Here is a 25,897-nt window from a genome sequence, read left to right on the forward strand (position 1 = left end):
GGGGGAGCCTTGATGCGCGACACCTCCCTTGCAGCCTTTCTGGATGGCGCAGAACCAGTCATCCTGATCGAAATTGAATCCGTGAAAGGCTCGTCGCCGCGCGAGGCGGGTACCATCATGCTCGTCTCCAAGGACGGCATCTGGCAAACCATTGGTGGTGGCCAGTTCGAATATATGGCCATTGACCACGCGCGTGCGATGTTGAGCGGCAAGACGGTGGCCGGCAGCATGGACATTCCGTTGGGGCCGGAAATTGGCCAGTGCTGTGGTGGGCGCACACTTTTGCGTTTCACCGAGGTCAATGACACGGTGGCGGCAGAATTAAAGGCAAGGCTTGAGCAGGAAAACCGCGCGCAGCCATCGGTGTTCATCTTCGGGGCCGGTCATGTCGGAAAGGCACTTGCCCAGGCGTTTTCGCTTTTACCCATGTCAACCAGCATCATCGAGACGCGGCAAGACGAGTTACACGACCTGCCGGATGGCGTGGCAACACATCTCAGTGCCATGCCAGAGGCGAAAATTCCCTCCATTCCTGCTGGCAGCGCCGTTATCATCGTCACTCATGACCACGCACTGGATTTCCTGATTGCGAAACAGGCCTTGGCACGCGCAGACCTCGCCTATGTCGGCATGATTGGCTCAAAGACCAAACGCGCCACCTTCGCCCACTGGATCGAGCGGGAAAGCGACGCCGAGGCGTCCGTCAATCTTGAAAGGCTGACCCTGCCAATCGGCGGATCAACCGTCAAAGACAAACGCCCGGCGATCATAGCGGCCTTGGTTGCCGCAGAAGTGCTTCACGCATTTCATCGCTCTGCCGCTCCCGTGGAGAGCCAAGCCCTCGCCTTCCATCCATAAGACCGAGATCACGTTTGATGTCGTCACTTAGGCTGTCATCGACAAGGTTCTGGGGTCGTGTTGTCGCGCTTTTAATCCGCATGGACCTGACAAGTTCCAACAGCCGCGAAACCGCAAGCATAGGGCTTCGCACGCGCAAGGTTGCTGCACGCATCGTCGTTTCCTCATAAACTGAATTGTTGTATGAGATGAGAATGCCGTTGTTTTCTTTCAAAAACCAATGAAATATCGCAGGTAGTAAATAAAGAGAAATTATCCATGAAACTGTCACGCCAGTTGCCGTTGAATGCCTTGCGGGTTTTTGAGGCCACCGCCCGCCATATGAGTTTCACCAAGGCGGGTGATGAGCTTGGCATGACGCAGACCGCTGTAAGCTATCAGATAAAACTGCTCGAAGACTTCATTGGCGTGGCGCTGTTTGTGCGCAAACCTCGACAGGTTACCCTGACGGAAAGCGGGCAGAAGCTGGCGCCAAGAGTGGCCGAGGCTTTTGGCGCGTTGCGCAATGCGGTGGCCGATGCGAAGCAGATCAAAAGCGACACGCTCTTTATCCACACCACCCCAACCTTCGCAGCCCGTTGGCTGTCACGCCACATCGGCGCCTTCCAGCTTGAAAATCCCGGCATTGCAGTTCGGCTGGAAACATCGCAGGAATTTGTCAATTTCAGCCAGACGGATGTGGATCTGGCAATCCGCGCTGGCGTGGGTGTCTGGCCGGGCTTGGACTCGCATCTTCTGATGCGCGGTGGGTTTTCACCGATGTTAAGCCCGGCACTGGCCGAGACCATTGGCGGCGTGAAGACACCGGCCGACCTTTTGAAGCTGCGCCTTATCGATGCAGGGGATCCATGGTGGCAACAATGGTTTCATCAGGCCGGAGTAAGCGACCCGCCCTTGCAAAACCGCACAGGCAGTCGTCTTGGCGCGCAAACATTCGAGGCTGCTGCCGCCATCGCCGGTCAGGGCGTTGCCATTCTGACACCCGAGTTTTATACCGATGAGGTGGCGCTTGGGCGCCTCATGCAACCCTTCGACATCACCAGCCACGACGGCGCGCATTATTGGCTGGTCTATCCCGAAAACCGCAAGAACGCGCCAAAGATCAAAGCCTTTCGCGAGTGGATTTTCAAGCTAATGCCATCAGTTGATCAACAGGGTCAAAAACCCATATCCGGCGCGTAAAAACAGCGCGGCGTATTTTCATCCGGATAAAGGCACAGGTGATATTCACCATCATCGGAACGGCGGGTTTCCCGTTGCGTCCAGTTAAACACATGTCGTCTCGTGACCAATCGATGATCACCGGGCGCCAGTGACACCTCATACCCACCCTGCACGACCCGCACGCTTTTTGTCGGGATCATCTGGCAATCACCGGTCTCGGAATTGCCATTGCAGCAATAGCTCTCATATTTGAATCCCTTGTGGGATTCATGGGCAGACACACTCGGCACGAGAGCAAAAACAAGGGTAAAGACGGCGTAGAACCAAACCGGCCTGAATCCGGAAAATTTGTAAAAACAAGAAGCTAACGCATTTGCCTGATTCAACTTCGCATGCAAACGCTCAATCACAGTCACAGTATGGCGCATGGGCATTGTCTCCGTTGAAGATAACGGCAGTCACCCGAAACGCATTGCGTCCTCACAAAAATTACGACTTTAGACCAGATTTAAAAATCAACATCGGGACGCAATGCATGCATTGGCATATCTGCAAATCCCTCCCCTTGAACCACCCCCGACCCAAGGATATGCAGCATTGCGATTTCGGAAAACCGCCACGCGAACCATGAGAGCGCCGTGCGTCCTTTGGATCGCACACAAGACACTCTGACTTTCTGAACAACGCATCATGCTCTCACGGAAATCGGCGCCGCGCGGCCTGTTGCGTGCAACAGATTTTAGCTGAGTCGTGGGTAGTCGGCTAACGGCATTTGCGCAAAACAAAATCCGCCACCATGCAAATTTGCAAGAGCAGATAAAGCTTGCGTGGAGAATGAGAACAATCCGTCGTTCGCACCGGCTTTTCTCTTTTCAGAGACTGTTTTTTTTCGCAATGTGCAATGCAATAAGCATAAGGGGAACTGCATGTACGAATACGCCATTGCCTGGGAATGGATGGCCTTCGCCGTCCGTTGGGTGCACGTCATCACCGCCATTGCCTGGATCGGCTCATCATTTTATTTCATCGCGCTGGATCTGGGCCTGGTACAACGCGCCCATCTGCCACCGGGTGCCTATGGCGAGGAATGGCAAGTGCATGGCGGCGGTTTCTACCACATCCAGAAATATCTGGTCGCACCGGCCCAGATGCCCGAGCACCTGACCTGGTTCAAGTGGGAAAGCTACGCCACCTGGGTCACCGGTTTTGCCATGCTGTGCGTGGTTTATTATGGTGGCGCAGACCTGTTCCTGATTGACCGCACGGTCATGAACCTTTCGCCAGTTCAGGCCATCTGTCTTTCCATCGCCTCTCTGGCCATTGGCTGGGTGTTTTATGATCTTCTGTGCAAATCCCCGATTGGAAACAACACCTGGGGTCTGATGATTGTGCTTTACATTGCACTGGTCGCCATGGCCTGGGGTTACACGCAGGTCTTTACAGGTCGTGCCGCCTTTCTGCATCTGGGTGCATTTACCGCCACCATCATGTCGGCCAACGTGTTCATGATCATCATTCCCAACCAGAAGATCGTGGTTGCGGACCTGATTGCCGGACGCACGCCAGACCCGAAATACGGGCGCATTGCCAAGCAGCGGTCTTTGCACAACAACTACCTGACCCTGCCCGTCATCTTCTTCATGTTGTCCAACCACTATCCGCTAGCCTTTGCCACGACCTATAACTGGATTATCGCGGCGCTGGTGTTCTTAATGGGCGTCACCATTCGCCACTGGTTCAACACCACCCATGCTCGCAAAGGCAAACCGACATGGACATGGCTGGCAACAGCGGTGATCTTCATCATCATCACGTGGCTTTCAACCGTGCCGAAGGTTCTGACCGGCGAGGAAGAAACCACATCCTCGCTGACACCCGTGCAACAGATGTTTGCGAGTGACGTCCATTTTGCGTCAGCGCGCGATATCGTGCAGGGACGCTGTTCCATGTGCCATGCCGCCGAGCCGGTTTGGGAAGGCATCAGTTTCACACCAAAGAACGTCAAGCTGGAATCGGATGCGGATATCGCCGCCCATGCCCGAGAGATCTATATTCAGGCAGGCCGCAGCCATGCTATGCCGCCCGGCAACATCACGGATATAACGCCCGAAGAACGCAAGGTGCTGACCGCCTGGTATGAAAGCGCCTTGTCACAAGGAAAAACAGAATGAGCATGCTTCTGCTGCGCGGTCGTCTTTTGAGTTTTCGCCGCGCACCACACTCCATCGATGACACGGCAAGTTATCTTTACATCGAAGATGGCGGCCTGCTGATTGATGATGGCAAGATTGTCGCGATTGGCGACTATAGCGACATCAAGAAATCCGCGCCCGAAGATGTGGCAGAAAAAGACCATCGTCCGTACCTTATCGTGCCCGGCCTTATCGACCTGCACCTGCATTTCCCGCAAATGCAGGTCATCGGCTCCTACGCCGCCAATCTGCTGGAATGGCTGAATAGCTACACCTTCCCGGAGGAATGCCGCTTCGTGGAAAGTGCGCATGCGCAGCGAATTGCCACGCATTTCTACGATGAGTTGCTGCGCCACGGCACCACCACGGCTGCCGCCTATTGTTCGGTACACAAGACCTCAGCTGACGCCTATTTCGCAGAAGCCATGAAGCGCAACATGCTGATGGTTGGCGGCAAGGTGATGATGGACCGCAACGCACCGCAGGGTCTGCTCGACACACCTGAAGTGTCCTACGATGAAACCAGAGCGGTTATCGCAGACTGGCACGGCAAGGGCCGCAACCACGTCGCCATCACCCCACGTTTCGCCATCACCTCCACCCCCCAGCAAATGCAGGCGGCACAGGCGCTGGCGCAGGAATTTCCTGATCTGTTCATCCAGACCCACCTGTCGGAAAACCTGGAAGAGATCAAATACACCTGCGAACTTTATCCAGAGGCGACCGACTATACCGACATCTACGTGCGCTATGGCCTGATGCGCGATACCACCCTTTTGGGTCACGCCATCCACCTGTCGGAACGGGAAGCGGATGTATTGTCGGAAACCGGCGCAGTTGCCGTTCATTGCCCGACCTCAAACCTGTTCATTGGTTCCGGCCTGTTCCCGATGAAGAAGCTGCAGCGCCGCGAAAAGCCAGTTCGTATTGCCGTTGCCACAGATATTGGCGGTGGATCCAGCTACTCCATGCTGCGCACCATGGATGAGGCCTATAAAATCCAGCAGCTGCTGGGTGAACGTCTGAACCCGCTGGAAAGCTGGTTCCTGATGACGCTTGGCAATGCGCAGGCACTGTCGATGGCAGATCGCATCGGTACACTGGATGTTGGCACCGATGCCGACATCACCGTGCTCAATGCATCGTCAACGCCCGCCATGGCGTTGAAAATGGAAGTGGTCAACAGCCTGACCGAAGAATTGTTCCTGATGTTGACCATGGGCGATGACCGCACAGTCAGCGAAACCTATGTGGCTGGCAAGGCGATGAAATCGACATTGGCCTGAAGACCATCACGCTGTAACCTCATGCATGCGACACAGCGTGCATGAGGAATGGCCGTCATGGCACTGACCAGCAAAATCACCGCCTATGACGCGAATTGGCCGAGCCTCTACCAATCAGAGGCAATACGCCTGCGACAGGCATTTGGTCCCGCCCTTCTGGAAATTCACCACATCGGCAGCACCGCCGTTACTGGCCTTGCCGCAAAACCGGAAATCGACATCCTCATTCTCGTCAAGGACAGCGATGTGGCTGAGAACATGACGCCAGCACTCGTTGATCTCGGTTACCGGCGTGGCGGAGATCTGTCCGCTGGTCACAGCTTTTTCAAGCGGGATGTGGATGGTGTCAGAACTCATAAGCTGCATCTCTGCCTTGCTGGACACGAAAAGGCTATTGAGATGCTCAAATTCCGCGATCATTTGCGGCAAGACAGCGAGGCGCGTGATGCCTATGGTCGCCTGAAACTGCAGCTTGAACAGGAAAACACCAAAGGGATCGCAGAATATCTGCGGGGCAAGGAGCCCTATATCCAGCGCATCGTTGCCGGGCTTTAGACCAGACACATGACGTTAATGTGGAAGAGGATACATCGGCCGTCACCGTAACATCAGGTGGGATATCCGGTTAAAAAAAGCCATACCCGCCACTCACCGCACCGGATGCTCATGCCTGAAATGACAGCTGACTTATCTTTCGCCGCAATCGCCCTCATCACGCTCACCTTCTTTCTGGCCGGCATCATCAAGGGTGTAACCGGCATGGGTCTGCCAACTGTTGCCATGGGTGTGCTTGGGCTGTTCATGCCACCGGTTGCGGCGGCAAGCCTGCTCATCCTGCCTTCCTTAATCACCAACATCTGGCAGTTGCTGGCCGGGCCATCCTTCATCGCTTTGCTGAAACGGCTGTGGACCATGATGATGGCCATCATCATTGGCACATTGCTGAGCGCTTCCTTCATGGCAGGAAATTCAGGCGTCTGGGCAACGGCGGCTCTCGGCGTCGCGCTCGCTTCTTATGCAGCCTACACGCTGTTGGCCCCACCATTTTCCGTGCCTGAAAAAATCGAGACCTGGTTGTCACCGATCATCCGTCTGTTGACCGGTCTGATGACAGGTGCAACCGGCGTTTTCGTTATTCCGGCCGTTCCCTATATTCAGGCACTCGGTTTTGACCGGGAAAATCTTGTTCAGGCCCTTGGCCTCTCTTTCACCGTCTCCACCATTGCGCTGGCCATCGGCCTCGGCTCCCAGAGCGTTTTCCAGCTGCAGGAACTGGCAACCTCGACAGTGGCTGTTGCGCCCGCTCTTCTTGGCATGTGGGCAGGCCAGATCGTGCGCCGCGCCGTCAGCCCCGCCACCTTCAAGCGATGGTTCCTGATCTGCCTGCTGCTGATTGGTTTGCAGCTTGCCCTGCGGCCATTGATGGGTTGAACGGCGTCATCGAGCGGTACTTTTAAAGTGCCGCACAATCCGTTGAATCGACTCTGCTTTACCGTGGCAGTTTCGGCAAAGCATGCTAGTCATGGACGCTGAATTTGAACTGTGAAGGCATCATCCATGAGCAAACCACTCGAAATCGCGGACCTGAAAAAGCTGGCGAAAAAGCGCGTGCCAAAAATGTTTTTCGACTATGCCGATAGCGGCGCATGGACGGAAAGCACCTACCGCGCCAACGAAGATGACTTTGCCAAGATCAAGCTGCGTCAGCGCGTTCTGGTGGACATGAGCGATCGGTCGCTGGAAAGCGAAATGATCGGTCAGAAAGTGGCCATGCCCGTTGCACTATCCCCCACCGGCCTCACCGGCATGCAGCATGCCGATGGTGAAATGCTGGCAGCACAGGCGGCCGAAGAATTCGGCGTTCCGTTCACCTTGTCCACCATGAGCATCTGCTCGATCGAGGATGTCGCATCCGTCACCAAGAAACCTTTCTGGTTTCAGCTCTATGTGATGAATGATCGTGACTTCGTTTATAATCTGATTGACCGGGCCAAGGCCGCCAAGTGCTCGGCTCTGGTGCTGACGCTTGACCTGCAAATCCTCGGTCAGCGTCACAAAGACATTCGCAACGGTCTGTCCGCCCCGCCAAAATTCACGCCCAAACATATCTGGCAGATGGCCACGCGTCCGGCATGGTGCCTTGGCATGCTTGGCACCCAGCGCCGGACCTTCGGCAACATTGTTGGCCATGCCAAAAGCGTGACCGATCTTAAATCCCTTTCGGCCTGGACCACGGAACAGTTTGATCCGCGCCTGTCTTGGAAGGATGTCGAGTGGATCAAGGAACGTTGGGGCGGCAAGCTCATTCTCAAGGGCATCCTCGATGAGGAAGATGCACGCGCCGCTGCCGGTTCCGGCGCAGATGCGATCATCGTTTCCAACCATGGTGGTCGCCAGCTTGATGGTGCACATTCATCCATCGCCATGCTGCCGAAAATCGTCGAAGCTGTCGGCGATAAAATCGAAGTGCATATGGATGGTGGCATTCGCTCTGGACAGGATGTGTTGAAAGCTCTGGCTCTCGGCGCAAAGGGCACCTATATCGGCCGCCCATTCCTCTACGGCCTCGGCGCCGGTGGCAAACAGGGCGTTACCACCGCACTCGACATCATTGCCAAGGAAATGGATATCACCATGGCTCTGTGCGGCAAACGCCGCATCGTCGACGTCGGCCCCGATATCTTGGCTTGAGCGCAGAATAACAAACACGGGCTGCGACAACCTGCAGCCCTTTTTAGCCACGAAAATTACAACCATTTATTGAATATTCGAGAAAATAACCTCATAAGAGCAGCAGAGTTCTGCATTTTTAAGGGGTATGGATGAGGCACATTTCAACAATCCTCACAGTTACTCTCTGCACATTATTATCCTTTGGATCGGCAAGTGCCGAAAACGATAACCTTGCTGGCCAATGGAAACAGGTTTACTCGAATGCCGGCAATTGTTCGACTTGCTTCATCGGCATCATGCAGCATGGTCGGGTGTTTACGATCAGCGCCAACAATGACTGGACAGCGGCGCTCGAAATAGAACGTTATGGCCCAGCCAGATATGCGTTCGGAGAAGGCAAGTGGCGCCAACGATCGGGACCATACAGCGACAAGAGATTTGAAATTCTCGTCACTCTACGCGCCGGAAAACTTCACATGATCATGATCGTCAATGAAGCCGACGGGCGTACTCAGACAATCGAAGCGACATTCACGAAGATGTATCCCGAACCTCAACGCCTGCCCCTCCCTGTCATCAAGGCCTAAGTCAACATCGACCTCACAAAACAGGCTCGAACCAATTGGCACCAAAACTCGTTTAGCTGATCATCCAGCCTTAGAGGCAGCTGATGGAGTACCGCCATGACTATCACCATTACCGCTTTTGAAAACTCTCCCGATGGCGGCAAGGGCATGGCGCGAGACATGCGGGTGCGCTGGGCCCTTGAAGAGGTTGAGCAACCCTATGACGTTCGGCTTTTGTCGTTCAAGGCCCTGAAAGAGCCGGCGCATCTTGAGCAGCAGCCCTTCGGACAAATCCCCACCTATCAGGAAGATGACCTCACCCTATTTGATTCAGGCGCAATCGTTTTTCATATCGCCGACCACCACCCCGGGCTGCTACCGAAAGATGACAATGCTAAGTCCCGTGCCATTACTTGGATGTTCACCGCAGTTAGCACCATGGAACCGCCGATGCTGGAACGGGAGGTTGCCCGTTTTCTTGAGGGCGATGAAAGCTGGCACGATGCACGTCTGCCGCTGATCGACAAACGGATCCGCAAACGACTGGGCGAGCTTTCCGCCAAATTCGGCCAATCTCAATGGCTCGAAGACACATTTACGGCCGGTGATCTCCTGATGATATCGGTACTGCTGAGAACTCGCTCGTCAGGCATATTGGCCGAATTTCCCAATCTTCTGGCCTATGTCGAGCGGGGAGAAAAACGCCCCGCCTACCAGCGCGCCTTTGCGGCGCAACTGGCAGTATTTAATGCGGGTCTGAAAGGATAAATTACTTCACCCAACCGCCGGTCAGGGCATTGGCAAAGCCGTCCATTCCCTTGTTGCGGGCGAGTTCGGCCATGGCAAGGTTGTCATAGCGCACCTGACGGAAGGTGGGCTGCCAGCCGCGTGAGGTCTTTTCAAGAACCGCGTAGCTTGCAAACGGGGTCGCCGTTTCCACCGTGTGAAAAACCGGTTTGTCATCCGTGTAACCGGGGCAACCAACACTGCCAGGGTTAACGATCAAACGCCCGTCGGAAAGCTGCACAGAGCGTGGAATATGAGTGTGGCCACACAGGATCAAAGGTTGCTCGATCCCTTCTGCCAGAGCCTCGATTTCAGCAAGCGGGCGCAGATGCATGATACCCTCTGCACTGACCGTTTCCAGCCAGTACTGATTATCGTCTTTCGGCGAGCCGTGGCAGCAGAACACCTCGTCCTTGTAGACCATGCTGAATTGTAGCGTCTGCAACCAGTCGAAATGTTCCGGTGACAACTGCTGATACGCCGGTCTTTCCCAGTCGCCCATGTCTTCATAGGCACGGTCAATCAGTGCACGGTCGTGATTGCCGCGCACGGTCGGTACCCAGTTCTTGAGCAGGAGATCGGCTGTCCAGCCAGCCTCCAGCGGCCCGCTGAAACAATCCCCGAGATTAACGACATCCTCAATGCCGAGCTTTTCTATATCCGCCAGCACCGCTTCCAGCGCGGCGCAGTTTCCATGAATATCGGCGATCGCAGCGAAGATCATGAGTGGTCAACTTCCCCGATAAGTCGAATAGCTGAAGGGTGAGAGCAACAGAGGAACATGATAATGTCCCTCTGTATCAGCAATGCCAAAACGGATCGGAATAATGTCGAGAAACGCGGGTTCCGGCAATGTAATGCCCTTGCCACGTAGATAATCCCCGGCATGAAACACCAGTTCATATTGTCCGACTTGAAAACTGTCGCCAATCAGCAAAGGTCCGCCATCGACGCGGCCGTCATTATTGGTGAGCACGCTTTTAAGCTTGGTTCGGCCTTCCCCGTCCAGCCGGTAGAGGTCGATTTTCAAACCTTCTGCCGGAGTGCCATGGGCAGCATCAAGAACATGGGTCGTAAGACCGGTCATAACGTTGGCTCCGCAATGATATAGGGCGACTCGAAAAAATACTCTTCCAGATTGTTGCCCGGACCTTCCCGGTCGGCAACCAGAAAATCACTGACGACATCCAGTGCCATTAACGGATGATGCCAGACATTGCGTCGATAATTCACGCCCTGATCAGCCCGGGCGAGAAAAACCCTGGGCCTGCCCGGCTTGCCGTCCTCATCTTCCGAGACCACGACCAGAAAGGGACGCCCGGAAAGGGGCGAGAAACTCTGGCTGCCAAGCGGATGCCGTTCCATCATATCAACTGAATAGGGAAAGGTGCGCGGTTGGCCGCGAAACATGTTGATGACAACCCGTGCGCCCTCACCGACTGCCTCTGGCACGAACAGAGCATGGTGGCGTTCTGTGGTGCCACCATTGATCATCCTGACAGATGATGGTGTGGCCTCGATCACCTCACCGAACGGCGAAAATGCCGCGCTGCTCAACGGCTCGATGTCGAGACGTTCACCTTTGATCTGCGTGGTCATTCAGGCCTCCGGCAGCATGGATGTCAAACGAAGCAGCGCAATTTTCTCAACCTGTGCAGTTGCAGTCGCAAACTCCGTTTCATGATCATTGCTGATGCGCTTCTCGAATGCCGCGAGAATGTCGTGTCGGTTCAGACCCTTCACCGCGATAATGAAGGGAAAACCATGTTCGCTCACATAGGCCGCATTCAACTCGGTAAAACGGGCATGCTCCTCCGGCATCAGACGGTCGAGCCCGGCACCGGCCTGCTCATTACGGCTGTCATCCGTCAGCTTGCCCGCGATGGCCAGCTTGCCAGCAAGATCGGGATGGGCGCGCAGAACTCCAAGCCGCTCTTCCTGTGAAGCAGTTCGGAACATGGCGACGAGCGCGCCGTGCACACCCGGCGCAGTCAACGGCTCGACAATAGATCCGGCATCATAGGCCCGTTCGGCAATGAAAGGGGAATGCTCAAATACACCGCCAAAGCGGCTGACGAAATCCTCACGTGATACCATCTCAAACCGCCCCGGGCTTATGGTGTTCATGCCAGTGACGGGCAATGTCGATACGCTGCGGTATCCATACCTTTTCGTGTCCGAGCACATATTCGATGAAACGGCGCAACGCAGCCGCACGGCCCGGACGACCGACAAGGCGACAATGCAGGCCAACGCTCAGCATCTTCGGCGCACCTTCCTGCCCTTCCTGATAAAGCACGTCGAATGCGTCTTTCAGATAGGTGAAGAACTGGTCGCCCGAGTTGAAACCCTGGGGCGTAGCAAAGCGCATGTCATTGGTTTCAAGTGTGTAGGGAATAATCAGGAACGGATCGTCCTTCGCGCCCCTCACCCAATAGGGCAGATCATCGGCGTAAGAGTCCGAGGAATAAAGGAAACCGCCCTCTTCCATCACCAGCTTCAAGGTGTTGTCGGACGGTTTGCCCTGGTACATGCCATAGGGACGCTCACCCGTCAGTTCAGTGTGAAGACGCACCGCCTCGACAATGTGCTGGCGCTCTTCTTCTTCTGAAAAATCCTTGTACTCAAGCCAGCGGTAGCCATGGCTGGCAATCTCCCAACCGGCCTCTTTCATCGCGGCAACAGCGTCCCGATTGCGGGCCATGGCAGAGGTTACGCCATAAACTGTGGTCGTTACTCCAAGACTGGTAAACATGCGCCACAGGCGCCAGAAGCCGGCACGCGAGCCGTATTCATAGATCGATTCCATATTTAGATTGCGCTGACCAGCCCATGGCTGCGCACCAACGATTTCCGACAGCAGCGACTCAGATGCCTTGTCATTATCAAGAATGCAGCTTTCCCCGCCTTCTTCGTAATTGATGACGAACTGAACTGCTATTTTGGCCCCACCGGGCCATTTCGGATCGAAACCGTTACGACCGTAACCAATCAAATCACGCGGGTAATTATCGGATATCATTCACTCACCTTCCGCAAATCTCGCAGAACGGTAACATTCACATTGGGAAAGTCGAGATGAATAATGTCCTCATCCCGATCTCTTTTTTCATGAGATCAGGACGCGTGGGGATCAATGAAAACGGCGGGGCTCATCAGGCAGGCTGCATCACGTCAGAAGCAGGTTCTTTGCGTGCCACACGCCTGGCAGAAACCCGGCCCACGGGATGAAGTGAATGCACGCGGAACGGCGCACCCGGTTCATCCTCCACAAACAGCGCAAGATTGTTGAAGCTCAGCTTGCGTGACAAATGCGGCTCAAACACCACGCGTACGGCATGTTCAACCCGCACGAAATCAGATTGCGACACACTTCCGGTCAACGGCATCTGAAAGCGGAAATCCTCCATCACATAGGGATGACCCCAGCGATGCAGATTGGTCAGCTGCGCTGCCGACAACTGGTCAGGGTCGGCACGATCAATTTCCGCATCGCTCAGCGGGGCGCGGTAACGGTCAAATGCCTGCACGACACTTGCTGCCAGGAAGCCCAGCTTGTCGCATGGCCATGATGGAATAAGGCTGAACACCGAACCGATGCGGGCAATTTCAAGCGGCGGCAGTTCGAATGGCTGCTGCAAACCGGCAAAGCACATCAACTCGCGCAGCAACATAGCTTCAGTAACATCATCGTTTAGCCGGAACGGCGCCTTGACCAGACCATGAAAACCATAACGTCGCGGCAAAGCCGTGTGATAAGAAATTTCCTGCATACCAAGACCGGTCGCAGGCGGCGGATCGACACTCTCACCGGAATAGACATCACGGCCAAGCCAGGCCGCAGCAACCGCCGTCAACGGATCGTTGGGGGTCGGAGTGAAATGAATGGCGTATCGCATGCGTCGTCACCTCGCTCCACTGGCGATTTGCTCAGACCTCGCTTCAACACGCCGCCGCATTCAATATCCATTGAATGCCAAATGCCGCTACATGCATTGAACCGAAGCATCGTACTCTCTGAAAATCGTGGCTCGACTTTCAGGCCGATGATTTAGCGATAGGTGATTTGCATGACAGATTAACGACGCGAAACGCCTGAAAATCATGAAGACTTTGTGGCCACGGCAATGTGACTTTCAAGCAAGAAGCTTTGCGGTAGCTTTGGCTCAATGCCTTGCACGACCGAAAGAGCAGCATCCGCCAACCGGTGTGCCAGTCCAAAACTGACTTTGAAGCCGCCGGTCAAGGCGACAAGACGCGGGTGCTCTGGCAGGCTACCGACCATTGGATCACGGTCAATCGCCTTGGGCCGCAGCCCGGCCCACCGCTCCACCACCTCAGCATTCCCCAAAGCAGGAACAAGGTTCCGGGCTTTCTCTATGAACACGTCGAGTTGGGCATCGGTTGTGAATGGTTCTGAAAAACTCTCCTCGCTGGTGCTGCCAACCGCTACCATGCCATCATCATGCGGCACGACATAAAGCCCCCCAAGAAACAGCACCGGCATTGCGGGGTCAATATCGGCCTTCATCAGTGCAGATTGCCCTTTGACCGGCTGACCAAGTGGCGCTGCACCCACCAAATTCAGGCTTTGCTGAAGCAGCGGGAATGATTGATAACCGGCAGAGACGATGACATGGCCGAATGATACGGTTTCACCAGTTGATAATGTGGCTTGTGCCCGATCAGGATCGAGAGAACTGACGCCAACCCCTTCAACCACAGTCACGTTTTGTGCGGTTTTGAGAAATGCAGAGAGCGCCCGTCCCATGGACCGCGGCGACATGCGTGCAGCAAGCGTGTCATGAACAAATCCACCCGCCATTGACGCATCTGCCAGATAACCCGCAACCGGTGGCGCATCCAGAACATGCCATTGGAACTGACGCCCATCCCGCATCCAATTCGTTTTGGCATCCTGCTCATGACGCAGCGCGATGTCGCGCAAATGCGGTTTGGGCAGAGGAATGATGCGTCCGCAACGGCGATACCCGGCCGAAAACCCGGTCGCAGCCTCCAGCTCGGCGATCTCGGCTTCCAACGCTACCAGCGCATCAAACTGGAATTGCTTTTTCTCTGACCATCTGTCCGGCATATGAGCCATGAGAGCGCCGATAAGGCCACCACTGGCGCCCTGCCCCAAACGAACTTGCTCGACCAGCACTGTCTTGAGACCAAGTCGCTCTGCTTTTACCGCAGCCCACAGCCCCATAACGCCGCCACCGACGATCAAAAGGTCGACAGAGGAAGGAGAGGAATGAGATTGACCCGCAGCACTGGCCAGATTATCGGCTTTATTCATGACACATCCAGACGAAAGCACACCGGCCAACCAGAGCCAACCGCAGGATAACACACCAACCACGCTCGATTGGCGCGAGGGCGATATGCCCTATTCGCTTGCCTTTGGCGACCACTTTTATTGCCAGACCGATGGCCGACTGGAATGTGGACATGTGTTTCTGTCTGGTAACGGACTACCAGAGCGCTGGCAAACAGCAACCGATACCTTCCGGATAGGCGAGCTTGGTTTCGGCACGGCCCTTAATCTTTGCGAAACCTGGCGACAGTGGAAACAAACGCGTCCGGCAGGCACATCGCTGCATTTCGTTTCCTTCGAGCTTTATCCAATGAAGGCAGAAGAAATTGACCGCGCCCTTTCCCGTTGGCCGGAAGTCGATGAAGAACGGAACGCTCTGGTCAAGTTGTGGCCGGAGGAACCGCAGGGTCATGTCGATCTGCAACTGGATGAACAAACTCGCCTGACCGTGGTCTGTGGTGTGGCTTTTGACGGCATTCAGGCCAGCCCCCACACATTCGACGCCTGGTATCTGGATGGTTTTGCACCCGCCCGCAATCCGGACATGTGGTCGATTGAAATCATGACCGCATTATTCGACAAAACGGCGGAAGGCGGCAGTTTCGCCACCTACGCCGCAGCCGGTTTCGTACGCCGCAATCTCATTGCCGCCGGTTTCAATCTGGAACGGCGTAAAGGTTTTGCTGGAAAACGTGAAATGCTGTGCGGAACCAAGCCATAACCACAACACGTCCAGGTTTACTTTTGAGCTGATATCGGTCGCGATCTGTATAATGGTGCTGATCGCCGCCTGATTGCATTTGATCTCTGTTGTTCAAGCCGCCAGCCATGACAAATAAATACAGGCGTTAACGGCTATACGGTAGAACTTTCTATATAAGAAACATATAAATTTATTTTATTTCAATGACTTAATAAAATCTCATTTATAGTATCCCGAATTTCAAAACGTCAAGAACAAAGCCGCTGGTTAACGTATTGTTTATAATATCCGCATAATTTTATGCATAATTTCTTCTGCTATTTCTCTCGGAAATTGTTATGACGTCGATATTGACCAACATCGCTGCACAATCAGCCCTTGCGACATTACGCACGATCAATTCGCAAATGCAGAATACGCAAGAAGCGGTTTCGAGCGGCCTTCGGGTCGGTGAAGCGAAAGACAATGCCGCCTATTGGTCAATCGCCACAACCATGCGCTCAGACAATGGCGCCATTAGCGCAGTTGAAGATGCCCTCGGCCTGGGTGCCGCAAAAATCGACACGGCCTATTCCGGCATGGAAGCTGCGATTGATGTCGTCAAGGAAATGAAGAAAAAGCTGGTTACGGCAACGGAAAATTCCGTCGACCGCAGCAAGATTCAGGAAGAGATTTCCCAGTTACAGGATCAGTTAAAATCCATAGCTGATTCAGCCTCCTTCTCCGGTGAGAACCTTCTGAAAGCCACCTTTGTGGGATCACTTGGCGCTACAAACGGCTCTATGCTTTCGTTCGCGGTGAAAGACGTCAAAACGATCGTCACAAGTTTTGTCCGGGATTCGAATAACAACGTATCTGTCAAAACAACCGAAGCTGTTCAGACATCTGACACGGTCTTGTTCGGCAACCATACCGAAGGCATGGCGCACGGGATACTCGACATCGGCCTGATCTATGACGGTATTCCGTATGAAGAGGGAAATGGCGGCTGGTTTATTAAAACATTTCAGTACGATTCAAGCTGGACCGTCAATGAAAACGGCGTCTACAGCGACGGAACCAACTACTACACCCGACGTGACGGCCTGTTCGTTAAAGCCCTCGATGCCAGCGGTGGCTTCGATAAAAGCAGCACGACAAACGTTATCATGCACTCCAATGCCAGTATCACCACAATGGATATTACCCAACTGGGCACCTACAGAGACCAGATATTTGGGCCAGACGGTGATGAAGACATGGTGATCGATGTCTTCATTTCCCATACCGATAAACAACTTGCGAAAATGACCGATGCCGCTTCATCTCTGGGCTCATTATCAAAACGCATAGAATTGCAAATGGATTTTGCCTCTAAATTGTCGAACGCCATCGACAGCGGCATTGGCCGTCTGGTGGACGCAGACATGAATGAACAGTCCACGCGTCTCAAGGCGCTGCAAACCCAGCAGCAGCTCGGCATTCAAGCGCTGTCGATCGCCAACACCCAGCCAGAAAACGTCATTCAGCTATTCAGATAATCACTCAGAAACTTATGCCGGTCCACGACCGGCTTAAGTTTTTTAATCGTAGAATGAGCTATGACGTCAATATTGATCGACATCGCGGCGCGGTCGGATGTTGCAACCTTGCGGACGATCAATTCCCAAATGCAGAATACGCAAGCACAGATCTCAAGTGTCGTCGTTTCAAACCAGTTCAAGACAATGCCGTGTACTGGTCTATCGCGACCACAATGGGTTCCAACGATGACGCCATCACCGATGCTGAAGACGCTCTTGGTTTAGGTACGCCAAAGTAGACACCGTGGCTGAGGTTTCAGATCGCTCCAGCCCGTGGGATAGCATTTTCACCCAGCCACTGCTTTAGTTTGGCTTCTAGCAACTCAGGACTGATTGGTTTGGAAACATAATCATCCATGCCAACCTCAAGGCAGCGTTCTCGATCGCTTTCCTGTGCATGCGCAGTCACCCCAACAATCGGCACATGCCGCCCATCACCAGCCTCTTCTTCGCGCTCACGAATAAGCTGCGTGGCCTGATGGCCGTTCATAACGGGCATGGAGACGTCCATCAGGATCACTGCCGGATTATGTTCCTCCCATGCCGCTACGGCCTTTTTGCCATTATTGACAATTTGGAACCGCAAACCGGTCCCCTGCAGGATTTGTGAAAATACAATCTGGTTGACGTCATTGTCTTCAGCCACAAGCACATCGAGAGTGGACGCAACGACCGGCCGAACAACCTTCGTCACCGGCTTACGTGTCTCCGGCTTCGACAAGACAGGAGCCGCAGGTGCATCTGTGACTGCTTCCTGGCGTCTCGTCAGCATGCGTCCACGCCGTTGTAGGCGCGATGCACGCACGATTTCGCCAAGGGTGGAGCGCAGCAGCTTGGCGCGGGCCGGCTTCATCAGATGTGCCTGAACATTCATATCATTCAGCAGACTGTCATCACCAACCACCATATCCATAGAGGTCAGGAAAACGATGCCCATATCCTGCAAACGGTCGTCCGAACGGATTTGCCGAGCGACATCGATGCCGTTCATAACGGGCATGTGATAGTCAAGGATGACAGTATCGATGACGAAGCCAAGTTCGGCGGCCTGCTGAATGATCGCCAGACCAGCTGCACCACTTTCAGCGGCATAGCTGTCGTACCCCCATTGCGACAACTGTTCGCTGAGGATCTGGCGGTTGATTTCATTGTCGTCTATCACCAACACGCGTGCACCGCCAAGATCACCGGCCGGAAGCGTTATGGTTTTGTTGCCGCGCAGTGCTGCCGCCTCAAGCGGCAACTTGATGGTAAACAGCGTCCCCTGCCCGACAGCACTTTCGACGTTGATCGATCCTGCGAAAATACCGACCAGACCAACGGTAATGGCAAGACCAAGTCCGGTGCCTTCGTGTCTTCTGGTGGACGAAGAATCCACCTGGCTGAACTTGTCGAAAATCGACGCCAGCTTGTCGGCGGGAATACCGATGCCGGTGTCCTGAACCTTAATGGTCAGCAGAACCTCACCCGCCTCCAGCGTCTGTTCGGCAAGCTCGATCAACACGTAACCAGTTTCGGTGAATTTGACGGCATTGCCAACCAGATTGGTAATGATCTGCCGAAAACGGCCGGCGTCACTTACCACCATGTGCTGCACGGAAGGATCAATGCGGATGGCAAGCTCGATGTCTTTTTCCGACGCCGTGGATGACAAGAGCGAGGCAACATCCTCAACCGCTTCAACTGGATCGAAAAGCACCTTGCGTAACTTCATCTGACCGGCATCGATCTTGGAGAAATCGAGGATGTCGTTGATGATTGTCAGCAGCGCATTGCCGGATTTGACGATGACATCGGTAAAGGTTTTCTGGCGGGTATCGAGATCGGATTTGGCAAGCAACTCCGCCATGCCAAGCACACCGTTCATCGGCGTACGGATCTCATGGCTCATATTGGCCAGGAACTCGGACTTGGCGCGGTCAGCGGCTTCCGCTCTCTGCACCAACCGCTCTAGCTCGGCCTCACGGCGCTTCATCTCCGTCACATCGGTTACGGTGATGACCCAGTAACCGGTGGAACTGATCGTCGCTTCGAGATTAAACCAACTGCTGTTGGCACGTTGGAACAGCCATGTAAACGGCTTTGCATTGGTAACATTGTCCCGCCAGGTGGCAAGCGTTGCGGACGCCTCCTCCGGACCGCCGAAATCGCCCCGGTGCGCACAGAAGGCAAACATGTCCGCCCAGTCCTGACCCGGCTCGAAATAGCTGGTCGGTACATCGAGCATGCGAGGCAACGCATCATTGGAGGTTATGATAACGCCATTCTCGATCAGCAAAAGACCCTGCGCCATGGCGCGGGTGGCTTCCTGCATATATTCACCGACACGTGCCAGCTCGGCCCTTGCCAGGCTGATTTCATTGTCGCGCTCACGCACGCTCGTCACGTCGGTATAAGTGATCAAAACCTTACCGCCGGCAATACGGGCAGCCGAGATAACCGTGACCTTGCCAGACACGCTGCGCATTTCCAGCGGCTCAAACTGATCCGGTACTTGCAAACGTGCGATACGGTTGGAGTAGACCTCATCAAAGGACTTGCTGCCGTAATCGTAAATCTCTTCCCTGAAGGTCATCTCCAGAAAATCACGGTAGCTCATACCAACCAGATCGACTGTGGCACGGGTATCCAGTGTCTGGTAAAATGACTTGTTGGCGTATTCAATGACCAGTTCCGGGCCAAGCAACAGAACACCAACAGGCAGAGAGGCAAGAATGCCTTCCAGTTCTGCATGCAGGGCTTCGGTCTCTTTTTGCGCCTGCACGACCCGCGTTTCGCGGTCTTTCAGCACAGAAACATCAGTGATGGAGCCAACCAGATAACGTTCGTCATCAGGCGTCACAATCCGGCCAAGACGGGTGATGACCGGTACGGCATGACCTTCGCTATGGAAGGAAATACTTTCTTCCTTCTGCAAGGCGGTTCCGCTTAACAGAACCTCTTCATCCTCCTTGCGAAATGCCTCACGCATTTCCGGGAACATGTCTTCCGCAGTCTGACCGATGAACCTGCGGCGGTCACCGCCCAGCAGACGCTCATAGGCAGCATTGATGAAGGTCAAGCGACGGTCACTGTCGCGAAGGAATACCGGAACCGGCAATTCTTCCAGAGCTTCGCGATAGAGCCATGTTTCGCGGATGTGGCGGCTGAGCAAAACCTCATGCGCCTTGAACTCAGTCACATCGACGCGCAGACACACCAGCAAACCGCTTTCGAGCCGTTTGTTGACCTGACGCAACCAACTGCCATCACACAACTGCTCAGTGGATTCGAAATAAGGCAGATTGTATTTTTCGAGCCGATCGTTCAGCCAGGCACGCCGGGCAGCCGGATCTCGGCTGACACCCTCTTCACCGTTATTGGCGGCATGGTCATAGATAGCGCCCTGCACTTCCGAGAGGCGCATACCTGGTTTCAATTCCAGATCGATCATCCGATAGAAATCAGACAGCCGAGCATTGTGATACAGCAGACGGTTTTCTCGGCTGTAAATGCAAATGCCGACATCGATCAGGTCAAGAACACCGCTGCCGACCAGAATTTCAGCCTCATGCCGCCCAAGCGTTTCCAACTCGAAAGCAGGCATGTTCTCAAACACTTCGTAGAGGAACATGGCACCGTCATCGGCGATGAAACGTTCACAACGAATGGCGTGACGGCCGAGCGAAACTGCACCTTGGCAGGCCGCTATTTCTTCTGTCGCGAAAACCAGAGAACGACGTTCCTTATCCTCGCGATCGATATCGCTTGGATTACCCGACAGTTCGTATGTTCCCTTTCCGGGAAAGTCCTGAGGAGGTCTGCCGATAAAACGGGCGTAAGACTCATTGACGGCAACGTAGCGCAATTCGCTGTCTTTGATGCACGCAGGAAGATCCAGGTCGCGGATCCCTTCACACGCCATCGCCAGCAATTCGCCGTTAGTGCTCACCAATAGGCCCTCGTTCGGTCACTACAATCACAACCAGCCTTATTCCATCGAATCAATCCCACACGGATTGCGCAATTCCATTGAATCTATGGATTGATATGCAGGATGGCCAGAACCAGCAGCTGGATAAACAGATTAAATTTAATAAAAATGTATATAACTGAAAATATGTTCAAAGGGTAAAGTAGTCCCTGAGAATAGGTCTCGGATAGCGTATCCAGAAACAATTGCTTGACTTTTGGTCTTGAAGAGCCCAAATGCACACTGCTTTCACCTTCCGGCAGCCGCGTGAGCTGCATGACGCATACGATTTAAGCGCAGGAAGGAAAAGCGCAGATAGCAAGCAGATGGTCTTCGTGACCGCACTTAACGCGCAGAAAGTCATTCCAACCCACAAGTTCCCAATTCACGCGGGGTTCTTGACGCCAAGACAACCGGACAGCATGGGCTGTTCCGGCGACAGCGTTTTGGCGCCCCGAAAGGTTATTTTATTGACCAGTTTTAACGAACTCGGCCTATCCGAAAAGCTCGTGGCTGCTGTTACCCAGCTCGGCTACACCACTCCGACCCCAATTCAGGCAAAAGCAATACCGCTGCTGCTGGAAGGTCGCGACATGATCGGTCTTGCACAGACCGGCACCGGAAAAACGGCAGCTTTTGGTCTGCCAATCATCGAAATGCTGCAGAAGCATGCGGATCGTCCGGCAAATCGCACAACCCGCACCCTCATCCTCGCGCCAACCCGCGAACTGGTAAACCAGATCGGTGAAAGCCTGCGCTCCTTCGTGCGTAAGACCCCACTGCGCATCAACCAGGTTGTTGGTGGTGCATCGATCAACAAGCAGCAACTGCAGCTTGAAAAGGGCACTGACATTCTGGTGGCAACACCGGGCCGTCTGCTCGATCTCATTGCACGCAACGCAATCAGCCTTTCCAAGGTAACACACCTCGTTCTCGATGAAGCTGACCAGATGCTGGACCTTGGCTTCATTCACGACCTGCGCAAGATTTCGCGTATGGTTCCGTCGAAGCGTCACACACTGCTGTTTTCGGCAACCATGCCAAAGGCAATTGCCGATCTGGCTGGCGCCTATTTGACCAACCCGGTCACCGTTGAAGTCACACCTCCCGGCAAGGCTGCCGACAAGGTGGAACAGTATGTTCACTTCGTTGCCGGCAAGAACGACAAGACCGAACTTCTCAAGAAGTCGCTCAACGAAAACCCCGATGGCCGCGCTATCGTGTTCCTTCGCACCAAGCATGGCGCTGAAAAGCTGTCCAAGCATCTGGAGCATATTGGCTTCAAGGTTGCCTCCATTCACGGCAACAAGAGCCAAGGCCAGCGTGAACGTGCGTTGAAGGGCTTCAAGGACGGCGAAGTCAAGGTTCTCGTCGCAACCGACGTTGCCGCTCGCGGCATCGACATTCCAGCCGTTACCCACGTCTTCAACTACGACCTGCCTGAAGTACCGGATGCATACGTTCACCGTATTGGCCGTACCGCTCGTGCTGGTCGTGATGGTATTGCAATCGCCTTCTGCGCACCGGACGAAACCCGTTTGCTGCGGGACATCGAACGCCTGATGAACATTGATATCACTGTTGCATCTGGCGAACGGCCTCAGGTTCTTGCGAGCCCCACTCGTGGCGACAATCGCAACCGCAATAATGGCGGTCCGCGCCGTCAGGGTGGCGCAGAACGCGGCCATGGCGAGCGTAATGATCGTGGTCATCGCGAAGGCGGTGCTCAGCGCAACGGCGGACGTCGTAACGGCGATTTCCGCGGACAGCGCGCTGGAGAATTCACTCCTGCAGAGCGCGACAACGATCTGGAAGTCACGTCCGATTTCAAGCGCGTAAAGCAGGTAGAAGGTGAAACCGGCAGACCCGGTGGTCCTTCCAAGAAGCGCGTAAACCGTCCGGCCCGCAAGCCAGGCGCAAATCGTCATTCTCCAGCCGGCGGCAACGCTGGTGAAAAGCGCGCCTCCGGCAATGGTGGCAACCGCGGTCGCACTCGCTAATTAATTTCGTCGTGGGGCGTCTTTCGTGACAGGCCCTGCAATTGAATTTCAGTAGTTTAAAAGCCCGGCAGGTGCCTCACCTGCCGGGCTTTTCTTGTGTTCAAGCCTCTTGAGCGGGACGAGGCTGGCGTTTGGGCAATGTCATCGCAATCACCCCGACTAGTACGCACACCATACCAATCCATGCCTCAGCCGTTGGCATTTCTCCCAGAAAAATCATGCCAACCACAACACCAACTGGCACACGCAAATAAGCCTGAGACGTTGCTCCAACGGAACCAAGCGTCTGCATCAGCCGGAAATAGATGATGAAGGCGAGAGCCGTGGAAAACACCGACAGCCCCAGCAATGCCAGAATGGAATGCAATGAGGGATGCAAGGTCCATGGGTGATCAACGGCAATACTGAGCGGCACCAGCATCACCGCGCCACAGATAAGAGACCCGGCAGCCGGGATCATCGGATCAAAACCTTTGAACCCCTTGCCGAAAATGGCTGCAGCGCCATAACACATGGTCGCAACAATCACCGCAAGTTGCGCCCACAACGCGTCCCCCAGCCCGGAAAGCGCCTGCACGCCGATGATCAGGCAGGTTCCCGTCATGCCGACAATGATACCGAACAGTTTGCGTCCGGTAACGATTTCGTGTCGCGTGACGAAAGCGGTCAACAGTAGCGTGAAGATTGGCGTTGTCGAATTGAGGATAACGGCGAGGCCCGCGTCAATGGTCTGTTCAGCCCAGGCAATCAGCGTGAAGGGAATGGCGCTGTTAAGGCAGGCCTGAATAATGAACCTTCGCCAAACTGCCCTGTCCTTTGGTAGACGCACACCACGCAGATAAAGGACAGCAAGAAGAACCATGCCGGCAATCAAAGTTCTGGCGGCGATCAGAGTCACCGGCGGTATTGTCTCCACCCCGATCTTGATGAACGTATAGGAGGCGCCCCAGAATGTGGACAACAAGGCCAGAAGTGCGAGCTCTCGAAGAAGACTGTTTTTATTGATCACAACCGATTCCCTGTCTGAATGAATGCCATCCTTCTAGGGCCAAGCGCAGACGTGATGTTTCGGCGCTCACCGAAGTTTCGAAAAAAATCCGGATACGAAAAACCCGCATGGAAAACCATGCGGGCCTGTTGTCAAACCGCTGCAAGCGATGCCGTTTAAGGCAGGTCAGGCGCGCCGTTCATCCAGGGAGAAGGCACCGGGACCCGACAGGGCCATGTAAAGAAACACAAAGCAGAAAAGGATTGCCGCATCGCCACCATTCAACGCCGGGAAAAAGCTCGATGGGGCATGGGCCATGAAGTAGGCGACAGCCATCTGACCGGACAGAATGAAAGCAACGGGACGTGTGAAAAGCCCGACCAAAATCAGAATACCGCCAACCAGTTCAAGAACTGCTGCAACCATCAAAAGCGGAGGTAGCGAACCTTCCATCTGGGAGGCGGGAAAGCCGAATAGTTTCTGTGTACCATGCTGAATGAACAGCAGCGCAACGATAATGCGAAGAGCAGCAAGGCCATAAGGCCGGTATTTGGAGAGATTGTCGAAGATTGCCATGAAGGATGCCCCTGTTGGATTTATTTCCGCTCGATAGCTCTTCGTAAACCCGTCGCGAAGACACATCTCGAACACCGGAATTCACATTTTCGGCATTTCCAAAGTCAGTCCAAGGGCCAAAAAGCCCTTATTCCACAAGTAGTTGAAAGCGAGCCGTGTTTGGTGGCCGAATCGCGAAATTACAACCTCGACACGTGAAGCAATATTAGCAAAGCCGGATTGTTTACCAACGCATTTTTGATGATTTTATACGCAATCCAGTGGAAAACCATGAAATGCCTTTATCTCTTTCAGCACAAATGTCGTCTGCATTTCCTTGATTCGCGGAAGGCGGCGAACAACAGACATGGCAAAATCTGCATAGCTATCCAGATCGGGCGCTACAACCTGCAACAGGAAATCCGCATCACCCGCGATACTGTAGCAGGCAACCACTTCCTTCAGGGCAGACACTTGTTGCGAAAAATCCTCCGCCTCTGCTTCACTGTGACTGTCGATCTTCACACGAATGAACGCCAGAACACCGAGCCCGACCTGCTTGCGGTCCAGTCTTGCGCCATACCCCTGGATAACGCCGGTTTCTTCGAGATTACGAACCCGCCTCCAACAGGGTGAGGTCGACAGTCCTACGGCGTCCGACAGCGCCTGATTGGTCATGCGACCATCCTGCTGCAAATGATTGAGGATGTGCACATCCTCCGCCTCAAGTCGCTTAATCGACATAAACTACCTCGTAAATCCCTTAATTAGGTAGAGCCTACCAAATTAGGCTTGATCTTAGCAATAATAGGTATGATCTACCTGGTAAAACCGCCTATTTTCCTCGCAGCACAATGAGGAAAACCATGACAACCGAGCTTCACACCGCCATCATCGTCAACCCTGCCCTGCCCGCTGGCCTGATTGCCAATACCGTCGGCGCCATCGGCATCGGCATTGGCGCCAAACGCCCGCAATTGGGGGGCGACCGACTGACAGACAGGCACCAGCGGACAATCGACATAAGTTCCAACAAGCCGGTTCCCATTTTGCAGGCGGATGCGGAAACTATCCGCAATATCATGCTGAAGATCATTGCCTCGGGTACGGAAGAACTTGTGACGGTACCGTTCCCGGCATTCGCCAGGGCCCTGCACAACTATCAAGATTATCAGCAAACGTTCCCTGACCGTGACCTGTCGCAGGAAACGATAGACGGACTGGGACTGGCCGGACCAACCAAACTGGTGAAGTCGCTGACCGGCGCTCTCAAACTGTTGCGCTGACCAGTA

26 protein-coding genes are annotated in these 25,897 nt (G+C 54.3%); 14 read left to right on the top strand and 12 right to left on the bottom strand.

The genetic code is table 11. From position 1 onward, the window contains the following. The first annotated feature begins 12 nt into the window (after positions 1-12). The 3 genes from xdhC (at position 13) to ACZ5FM_RS11500 (ending at position 2,040) form a co-directional block, all read left to right on the top strand. Positions 13-858, top strand: a complete 846-nt coding sequence (gene xdhC, locus ACZ5FM_RS11490) for a xanthine dehydrogenase accessory protein XdhC (RefSeq protein WP_259143576.1) — start codon at positions 13-15, stop codon at positions 856-858. 17 nt (positions 859-875) lie between these two features. Next, on the top strand, positions 876-1,028 hold the full coding sequence (locus ACZ5FM_RS11495) for a hypothetical protein (RefSeq protein WP_464038725.1): 153 nt from the start codon (positions 876-878) through the stop codon (positions 1,026-1,028). Between the two features lie 88 nt (positions 1,029-1,116). Further along, positions 1,117-2,040: a LysR substrate-binding domain-containing protein gene (locus tag ACZ5FM_RS11500; RefSeq protein ID WP_464038726.1), complete on the top strand. Its 924-nt coding sequence runs from the start codon at positions 1,117-1,119 to the stop codon at positions 2,038-2,040. Here the strand turns inward: ACZ5FM_RS11500 and ACZ5FM_RS11505 are convergent. Then, complete coding sequence (locus tag ACZ5FM_RS11505; protein ID WP_250982400.1) at positions 2,016-2,312, bottom strand: hypothetical protein; 297 nt, start codon at positions 2,310-2,312, stop codon at positions 2,016-2,018. The genes ACZ5FM_RS11500 and ACZ5FM_RS11505 overlap by 25 nt on opposite strands. Before the next feature lie 636 nt (positions 2,313-2,948). Here ACZ5FM_RS11505 and puuD point away from each other — a divergent pair. From puuD to ACZ5FM_RS11540, 7 genes are all read left to right on the top strand, one after another. Further along, positions 2,949-4,193, top strand: a complete 1,245-nt coding sequence (gene puuD, locus ACZ5FM_RS11510) for a urate hydroxylase PuuD (protein WP_464038727.1) — start codon at positions 2,949-2,951, stop codon at positions 4,191-4,193. Continuing rightward, a complete protein-coding gene (guaD, locus tag ACZ5FM_RS11515; RefSeq protein ID WP_464038728.1) occupies positions 4,190-5,500 on the top strand; it encodes a guanine deaminase in 1,311 nt (436 codons plus the stop codon). Before puuD ends, guaD begins: the two co-directional genes overlap by 4 nt. 57 nt (positions 5,501-5,557) lie before the next feature. Further along, entirely contained in the window at positions 5,558-6,055 is a 498-nt protein-coding gene (locus ACZ5FM_RS11520; RefSeq protein ID WP_250982012.1) for a GrpB family protein, read from the top strand. 120 nt (positions 6,056-6,175) lie between these two features. Then, entirely contained in the window at positions 6,176-6,931 is a 756-nt protein-coding gene (locus ACZ5FM_RS11525) for a sulfite exporter TauE/SafE family protein (protein ID WP_464038729.1), read from the top strand. A gap of 126 nt (positions 6,932-7,057) precedes the next feature. Further along, positions 7,058-8,191, top strand: a complete 1,134-nt coding sequence (locus tag ACZ5FM_RS11530; protein WP_464038730.1) for an alpha-hydroxy acid oxidase — start codon at positions 7,058-7,060, stop codon at positions 8,189-8,191. Between the two features lie 131 nt (positions 8,192-8,322). Continuing rightward, on the top strand, positions 8,323-8,760 hold the full coding sequence (locus ACZ5FM_RS11535) for a hypothetical protein (RefSeq protein WP_464038731.1): 438 nt from the start codon (positions 8,323-8,325) through the stop codon (positions 8,758-8,760). A gap of 96 nt (positions 8,761-8,856) precedes the next feature. Further along, complete coding sequence (locus ACZ5FM_RS11540) at positions 8,857-9,507, top strand: glutathione S-transferase family protein (protein WP_464038732.1); 651 nt, start codon at positions 8,857-8,859, stop codon at positions 9,505-9,507. Position 9,508: 1 nt separating this feature from the next. Here the strand turns inward: ACZ5FM_RS11540 and ACZ5FM_RS11545 are convergent, their stop codons facing one another. The 7 genes from ACZ5FM_RS11545 to ACZ5FM_RS11575 form a co-directional block, all read right to left on the bottom strand. Further along, positions 9,509-10,249 carry a metallophosphoesterase family protein gene (locus tag ACZ5FM_RS11545; protein ID WP_259143561.1) on the bottom strand — a complete coding sequence of 247 codons (741 nt, stop codon included), beginning with the start codon at positions 10,247-10,249 and terminating at the stop codon, positions 9,509-9,511. A gap of 6 nt (positions 10,250-10,255) precedes the next feature. After that, a complete protein-coding gene (gene uraH, locus ACZ5FM_RS11550; protein WP_275641743.1) occupies positions 10,256-10,612 on the bottom strand; it encodes a hydroxyisourate hydrolase in 357 nt (118 codons plus the stop codon). After that, a complete protein-coding gene (locus ACZ5FM_RS11555) occupies positions 10,609-11,124 on the bottom strand; it encodes an ureidoglycolate lyase (protein ID WP_464038733.1) in 516 nt (171 codons plus the stop codon). The genes uraH and ACZ5FM_RS11555 overlap by 4 nt, the downstream gene beginning before the upstream one ends. Further along, positions 11,125-11,622 (bottom strand): 2-oxo-4-hydroxy-4-carboxy-5-ureidoimidazoline decarboxylase, encoded by a 498-nt coding sequence (gene uraD / locus ACZ5FM_RS11560; protein WP_464038734.1) that lies wholly within the window; start codon positions 11,620-11,622, stop codon positions 11,125-11,127. A 1-nt stretch (position 11,623) separates the two neighbouring features. Next, positions 11,624-12,547: an allantoinase PuuE gene (gene puuE / locus ACZ5FM_RS11565; RefSeq protein WP_464038735.1), complete on the bottom strand. Its 924-nt coding sequence runs from the start codon at positions 12,545-12,547 to the stop codon at positions 11,624-11,626. A 133-nt stretch (positions 12,548-12,680) separates the two neighbouring features. After that, positions 12,681-13,424, bottom strand: a complete 744-nt coding sequence (locus tag ACZ5FM_RS11570) for a DUF1045 domain-containing protein (protein WP_464038736.1) — start codon at positions 13,422-13,424, stop codon at positions 12,681-12,683. 203 nt (positions 13,425-13,627) lie between these two features. After that, positions 13,628-14,827: an NAD(P)/FAD-dependent oxidoreductase gene (locus ACZ5FM_RS11575; RefSeq protein WP_464038737.1), complete on the bottom strand. Its 1,200-nt coding sequence runs from the start codon at positions 14,825-14,827 to the stop codon at positions 13,628-13,630. Between ACZ5FM_RS11575 and mnmC2 the strand changes: the two genes are divergently transcribed. Continuing rightward, a complete protein-coding gene (mnmC2, locus tag ACZ5FM_RS11580) occupies positions 14,826-15,566 on the top strand; it encodes a tRNA (5-methylaminomethyl-2-thiouridine)(34)-methyltransferase MnmC2 (RefSeq protein WP_464038738.1) in 741 nt (246 codons plus the stop codon). The genes ACZ5FM_RS11575 and mnmC2 overlap by 2 nt on opposite strands. 320 nt (positions 15,567-15,886) lie before the next feature. After that, a complete protein-coding gene (locus tag ACZ5FM_RS11585) occupies positions 15,887-17,068 on the top strand; it encodes a flagellin N-terminal helical domain-containing protein (RefSeq protein WP_464038739.1) in 1,182 nt (393 codons plus the stop codon). Positions 17,069-17,366: 298 nt separating this feature from the next. On the opposite strand, the gene ACZ5FM_RS11590 is transcribed toward ACZ5FM_RS11585, so the two are convergent. Next, entirely contained in the window at positions 17,367-21,014 is a 3,648-nt protein-coding gene (locus ACZ5FM_RS11590; RefSeq protein ID WP_464040460.1) for a response regulator, read from the bottom strand. A 470-nt stretch (positions 21,015-21,484) separates the two neighbouring features. Here ACZ5FM_RS11590 and ACZ5FM_RS11595 point away from each other — a divergent pair, with 470 nt between their 5' ends. Beyond that, positions 21,485-23,062: a DEAD/DEAH box helicase gene (locus tag ACZ5FM_RS11595; protein WP_405049372.1), complete on the top strand. Its 1,578-nt coding sequence runs from the start codon at positions 21,485-21,487 to the stop codon at positions 23,060-23,062. A gap of 100 nt (positions 23,063-23,162) precedes the next feature. Here the strand turns inward: ACZ5FM_RS11595 and ACZ5FM_RS11600 are convergent, their stop codons facing one another. From ACZ5FM_RS11600 to ACZ5FM_RS11610, 3 genes are all read right to left on the bottom strand, one after another. Next, the gene (locus tag ACZ5FM_RS11600) at positions 23,163-24,071 is read right to left on the bottom strand and encodes a DMT family transporter (protein ID WP_464038740.1); all 909 of its coding nucleotides are present in this window, start codon (positions 24,069-24,071) and stop codon (positions 23,163-23,165) included. A 165-nt stretch (positions 24,072-24,236) separates the two neighbouring features. Further along, the gene (locus ACZ5FM_RS11605; protein ID WP_464038741.1) at positions 24,237-24,626 is read right to left on the bottom strand and encodes a DoxX family protein; all 390 of its coding nucleotides are present in this window, start codon (positions 24,624-24,626) and stop codon (positions 24,237-24,239) included. A gap of 246 nt (positions 24,627-24,872) precedes the next feature. Continuing rightward, complete coding sequence (locus ACZ5FM_RS11610) at positions 24,873-25,349, bottom strand: Lrp/AsnC family transcriptional regulator (protein ID WP_312945536.1); 477 nt, start codon at positions 25,347-25,349, stop codon at positions 24,873-24,875. A gap of 122 nt (positions 25,350-25,471) precedes the next feature. On the opposite strand from ACZ5FM_RS11610, the gene ACZ5FM_RS11615 reads away from it, so the two are divergent. After that, entirely contained in the window at positions 25,472-25,891 is a 420-nt protein-coding gene (locus tag ACZ5FM_RS11615) for a DUF2000 domain-containing protein (RefSeq protein ID WP_464038742.1), read from the top strand. The last annotated feature ends 6 nt before the right edge of the window (positions 25,892-25,897 follow it).

The organism is Agrobacterium sp. 5Ca50, from assembly GCF_055381905.1.

Coding starts and splice junctions, on each gene's coding strand:
- uraH (WP_275641743.1), bottom strand. CDS start 10,612: ATGACCGGTCTTACGACCCATGTTCTTGATGCTGCCCATGGCACTCCG.
- ACZ5FM_RS11540 (WP_464038732.1), top strand. CDS start 8,857: ATGACTATCACCATTACCGCTTTTGAAAACTCTCCCGATGGCGGCAAG.
- puuD (WP_464038727.1), top strand. CDS start 2,949: ATGTACGAATACGCCATTGCCTGGGAATGGATGGCCTTCGCCGTCCGT.
- uraD (WP_464038734.1), bottom strand. CDS start 11,622: ATGGTATCACGTGAGGATTTCGTCAGCCGCTTTGGCGGTGTATTTGAG.
- ACZ5FM_RS11555 (WP_464038733.1), bottom strand. CDS start 11,124: ATGACCACGCAGATCAAAGGTGAACGTCTCGACATCGAGCCGTTGAGC.
- ACZ5FM_RS11545 (WP_259143561.1), bottom strand. CDS start 10,249: ATGATCTTCGCTGCGATCGCCGATATTCATGGAAACTGCGCCGCGCTG.
- ACZ5FM_RS11585 (WP_464038739.1), top strand. CDS start 15,887: ATGACGTCGATATTGACCAACATCGCTGCACAATCAGCCCTTGCGACA.
- ACZ5FM_RS11615 (WP_464038742.1), top strand. CDS start 25,472: ATGACAACCGAGCTTCACACCGCCATCATCGTCAACCCTGCCCTGCCC.
- xdhC (WP_259143576.1), top strand. CDS start 13: ATGCGCGACACCTCCCTTGCAGCCTTTCTGGATGGCGCAGAACCAGTC.
- puuE (WP_464038735.1), bottom strand. CDS start 12,547: ATGATATCCGATAATTACCCGCGTGATTTGATTGGTTACGGTCGTAAC.
- ACZ5FM_RS11520 (WP_250982012.1), top strand. CDS start 5,558: ATGGCACTGACCAGCAAAATCACCGCCTATGACGCGAATTGGCCGAGC.
- ACZ5FM_RS11610 (WP_312945536.1), bottom strand. CDS start 25,349: ATGTCGATTAAGCGACTTGAGGCGGAGGATGTGCACATCCTCAATCAT.
- ACZ5FM_RS11595 (WP_405049372.1), top strand. CDS start 21,485: ATGGGCTGTTCCGGCGACAGCGTTTTGGCGCCCCGAAAGGTTATTTTA.
- ACZ5FM_RS11605 (WP_464038741.1), bottom strand. CDS start 24,626: ATGGCAATCTTCGACAATCTCTCCAAATACCGGCCTTATGGCCTTGCT.
- guaD (WP_464038728.1), top strand. CDS start 4,190: ATGAGCATGCTTCTGCTGCGCGGTCGTCTTTTGAGTTTTCGCCGCGCA.
- mnmC2 (WP_464038738.1), top strand. CDS start 14,826: ATGACACATCCAGACGAAAGCACACCGGCCAACCAGAGCCAACCGCAG.
- ACZ5FM_RS11535 (WP_464038731.1), top strand. CDS start 8,323: ATGAGGCACATTTCAACAATCCTCACAGTTACTCTCTGCACATTATTA.
- ACZ5FM_RS11570 (WP_464038736.1), bottom strand. CDS start 13,424: ATGCGATACGCCATTCATTTCACTCCGACCCCCAACGATCCGTTGACG.
- ACZ5FM_RS11530 (WP_464038730.1), top strand. CDS start 7,058: ATGAGCAAACCACTCGAAATCGCGGACCTGAAAAAGCTGGCGAAAAAG.
- ACZ5FM_RS11590 (WP_464040460.1), bottom strand. CDS start 21,014: ATGGCGTGTGAAGGGATCCGCGACCTGGATCTTCCTGCGTGCATCAAA.
- ACZ5FM_RS11575 (WP_464038737.1), bottom strand. CDS start 14,827: ATGAATAAAGCCGATAATCTGGCCAGTGCTGCGGGTCAATCTCATTCC.
- ACZ5FM_RS11495 (WP_464038725.1), top strand. CDS start 876: ATGTCGTCACTTAGGCTGTCATCGACAAGGTTCTGGGGTCGTGTTGTC.
- ACZ5FM_RS11500 (WP_464038726.1), top strand. CDS start 1,117: ATGAAACTGTCACGCCAGTTGCCGTTGAATGCCTTGCGGGTTTTTGAG.
- ACZ5FM_RS11525 (WP_464038729.1), top strand. CDS start 6,176: ATGACAGCTGACTTATCTTTCGCCGCAATCGCCCTCATCACGCTCACC.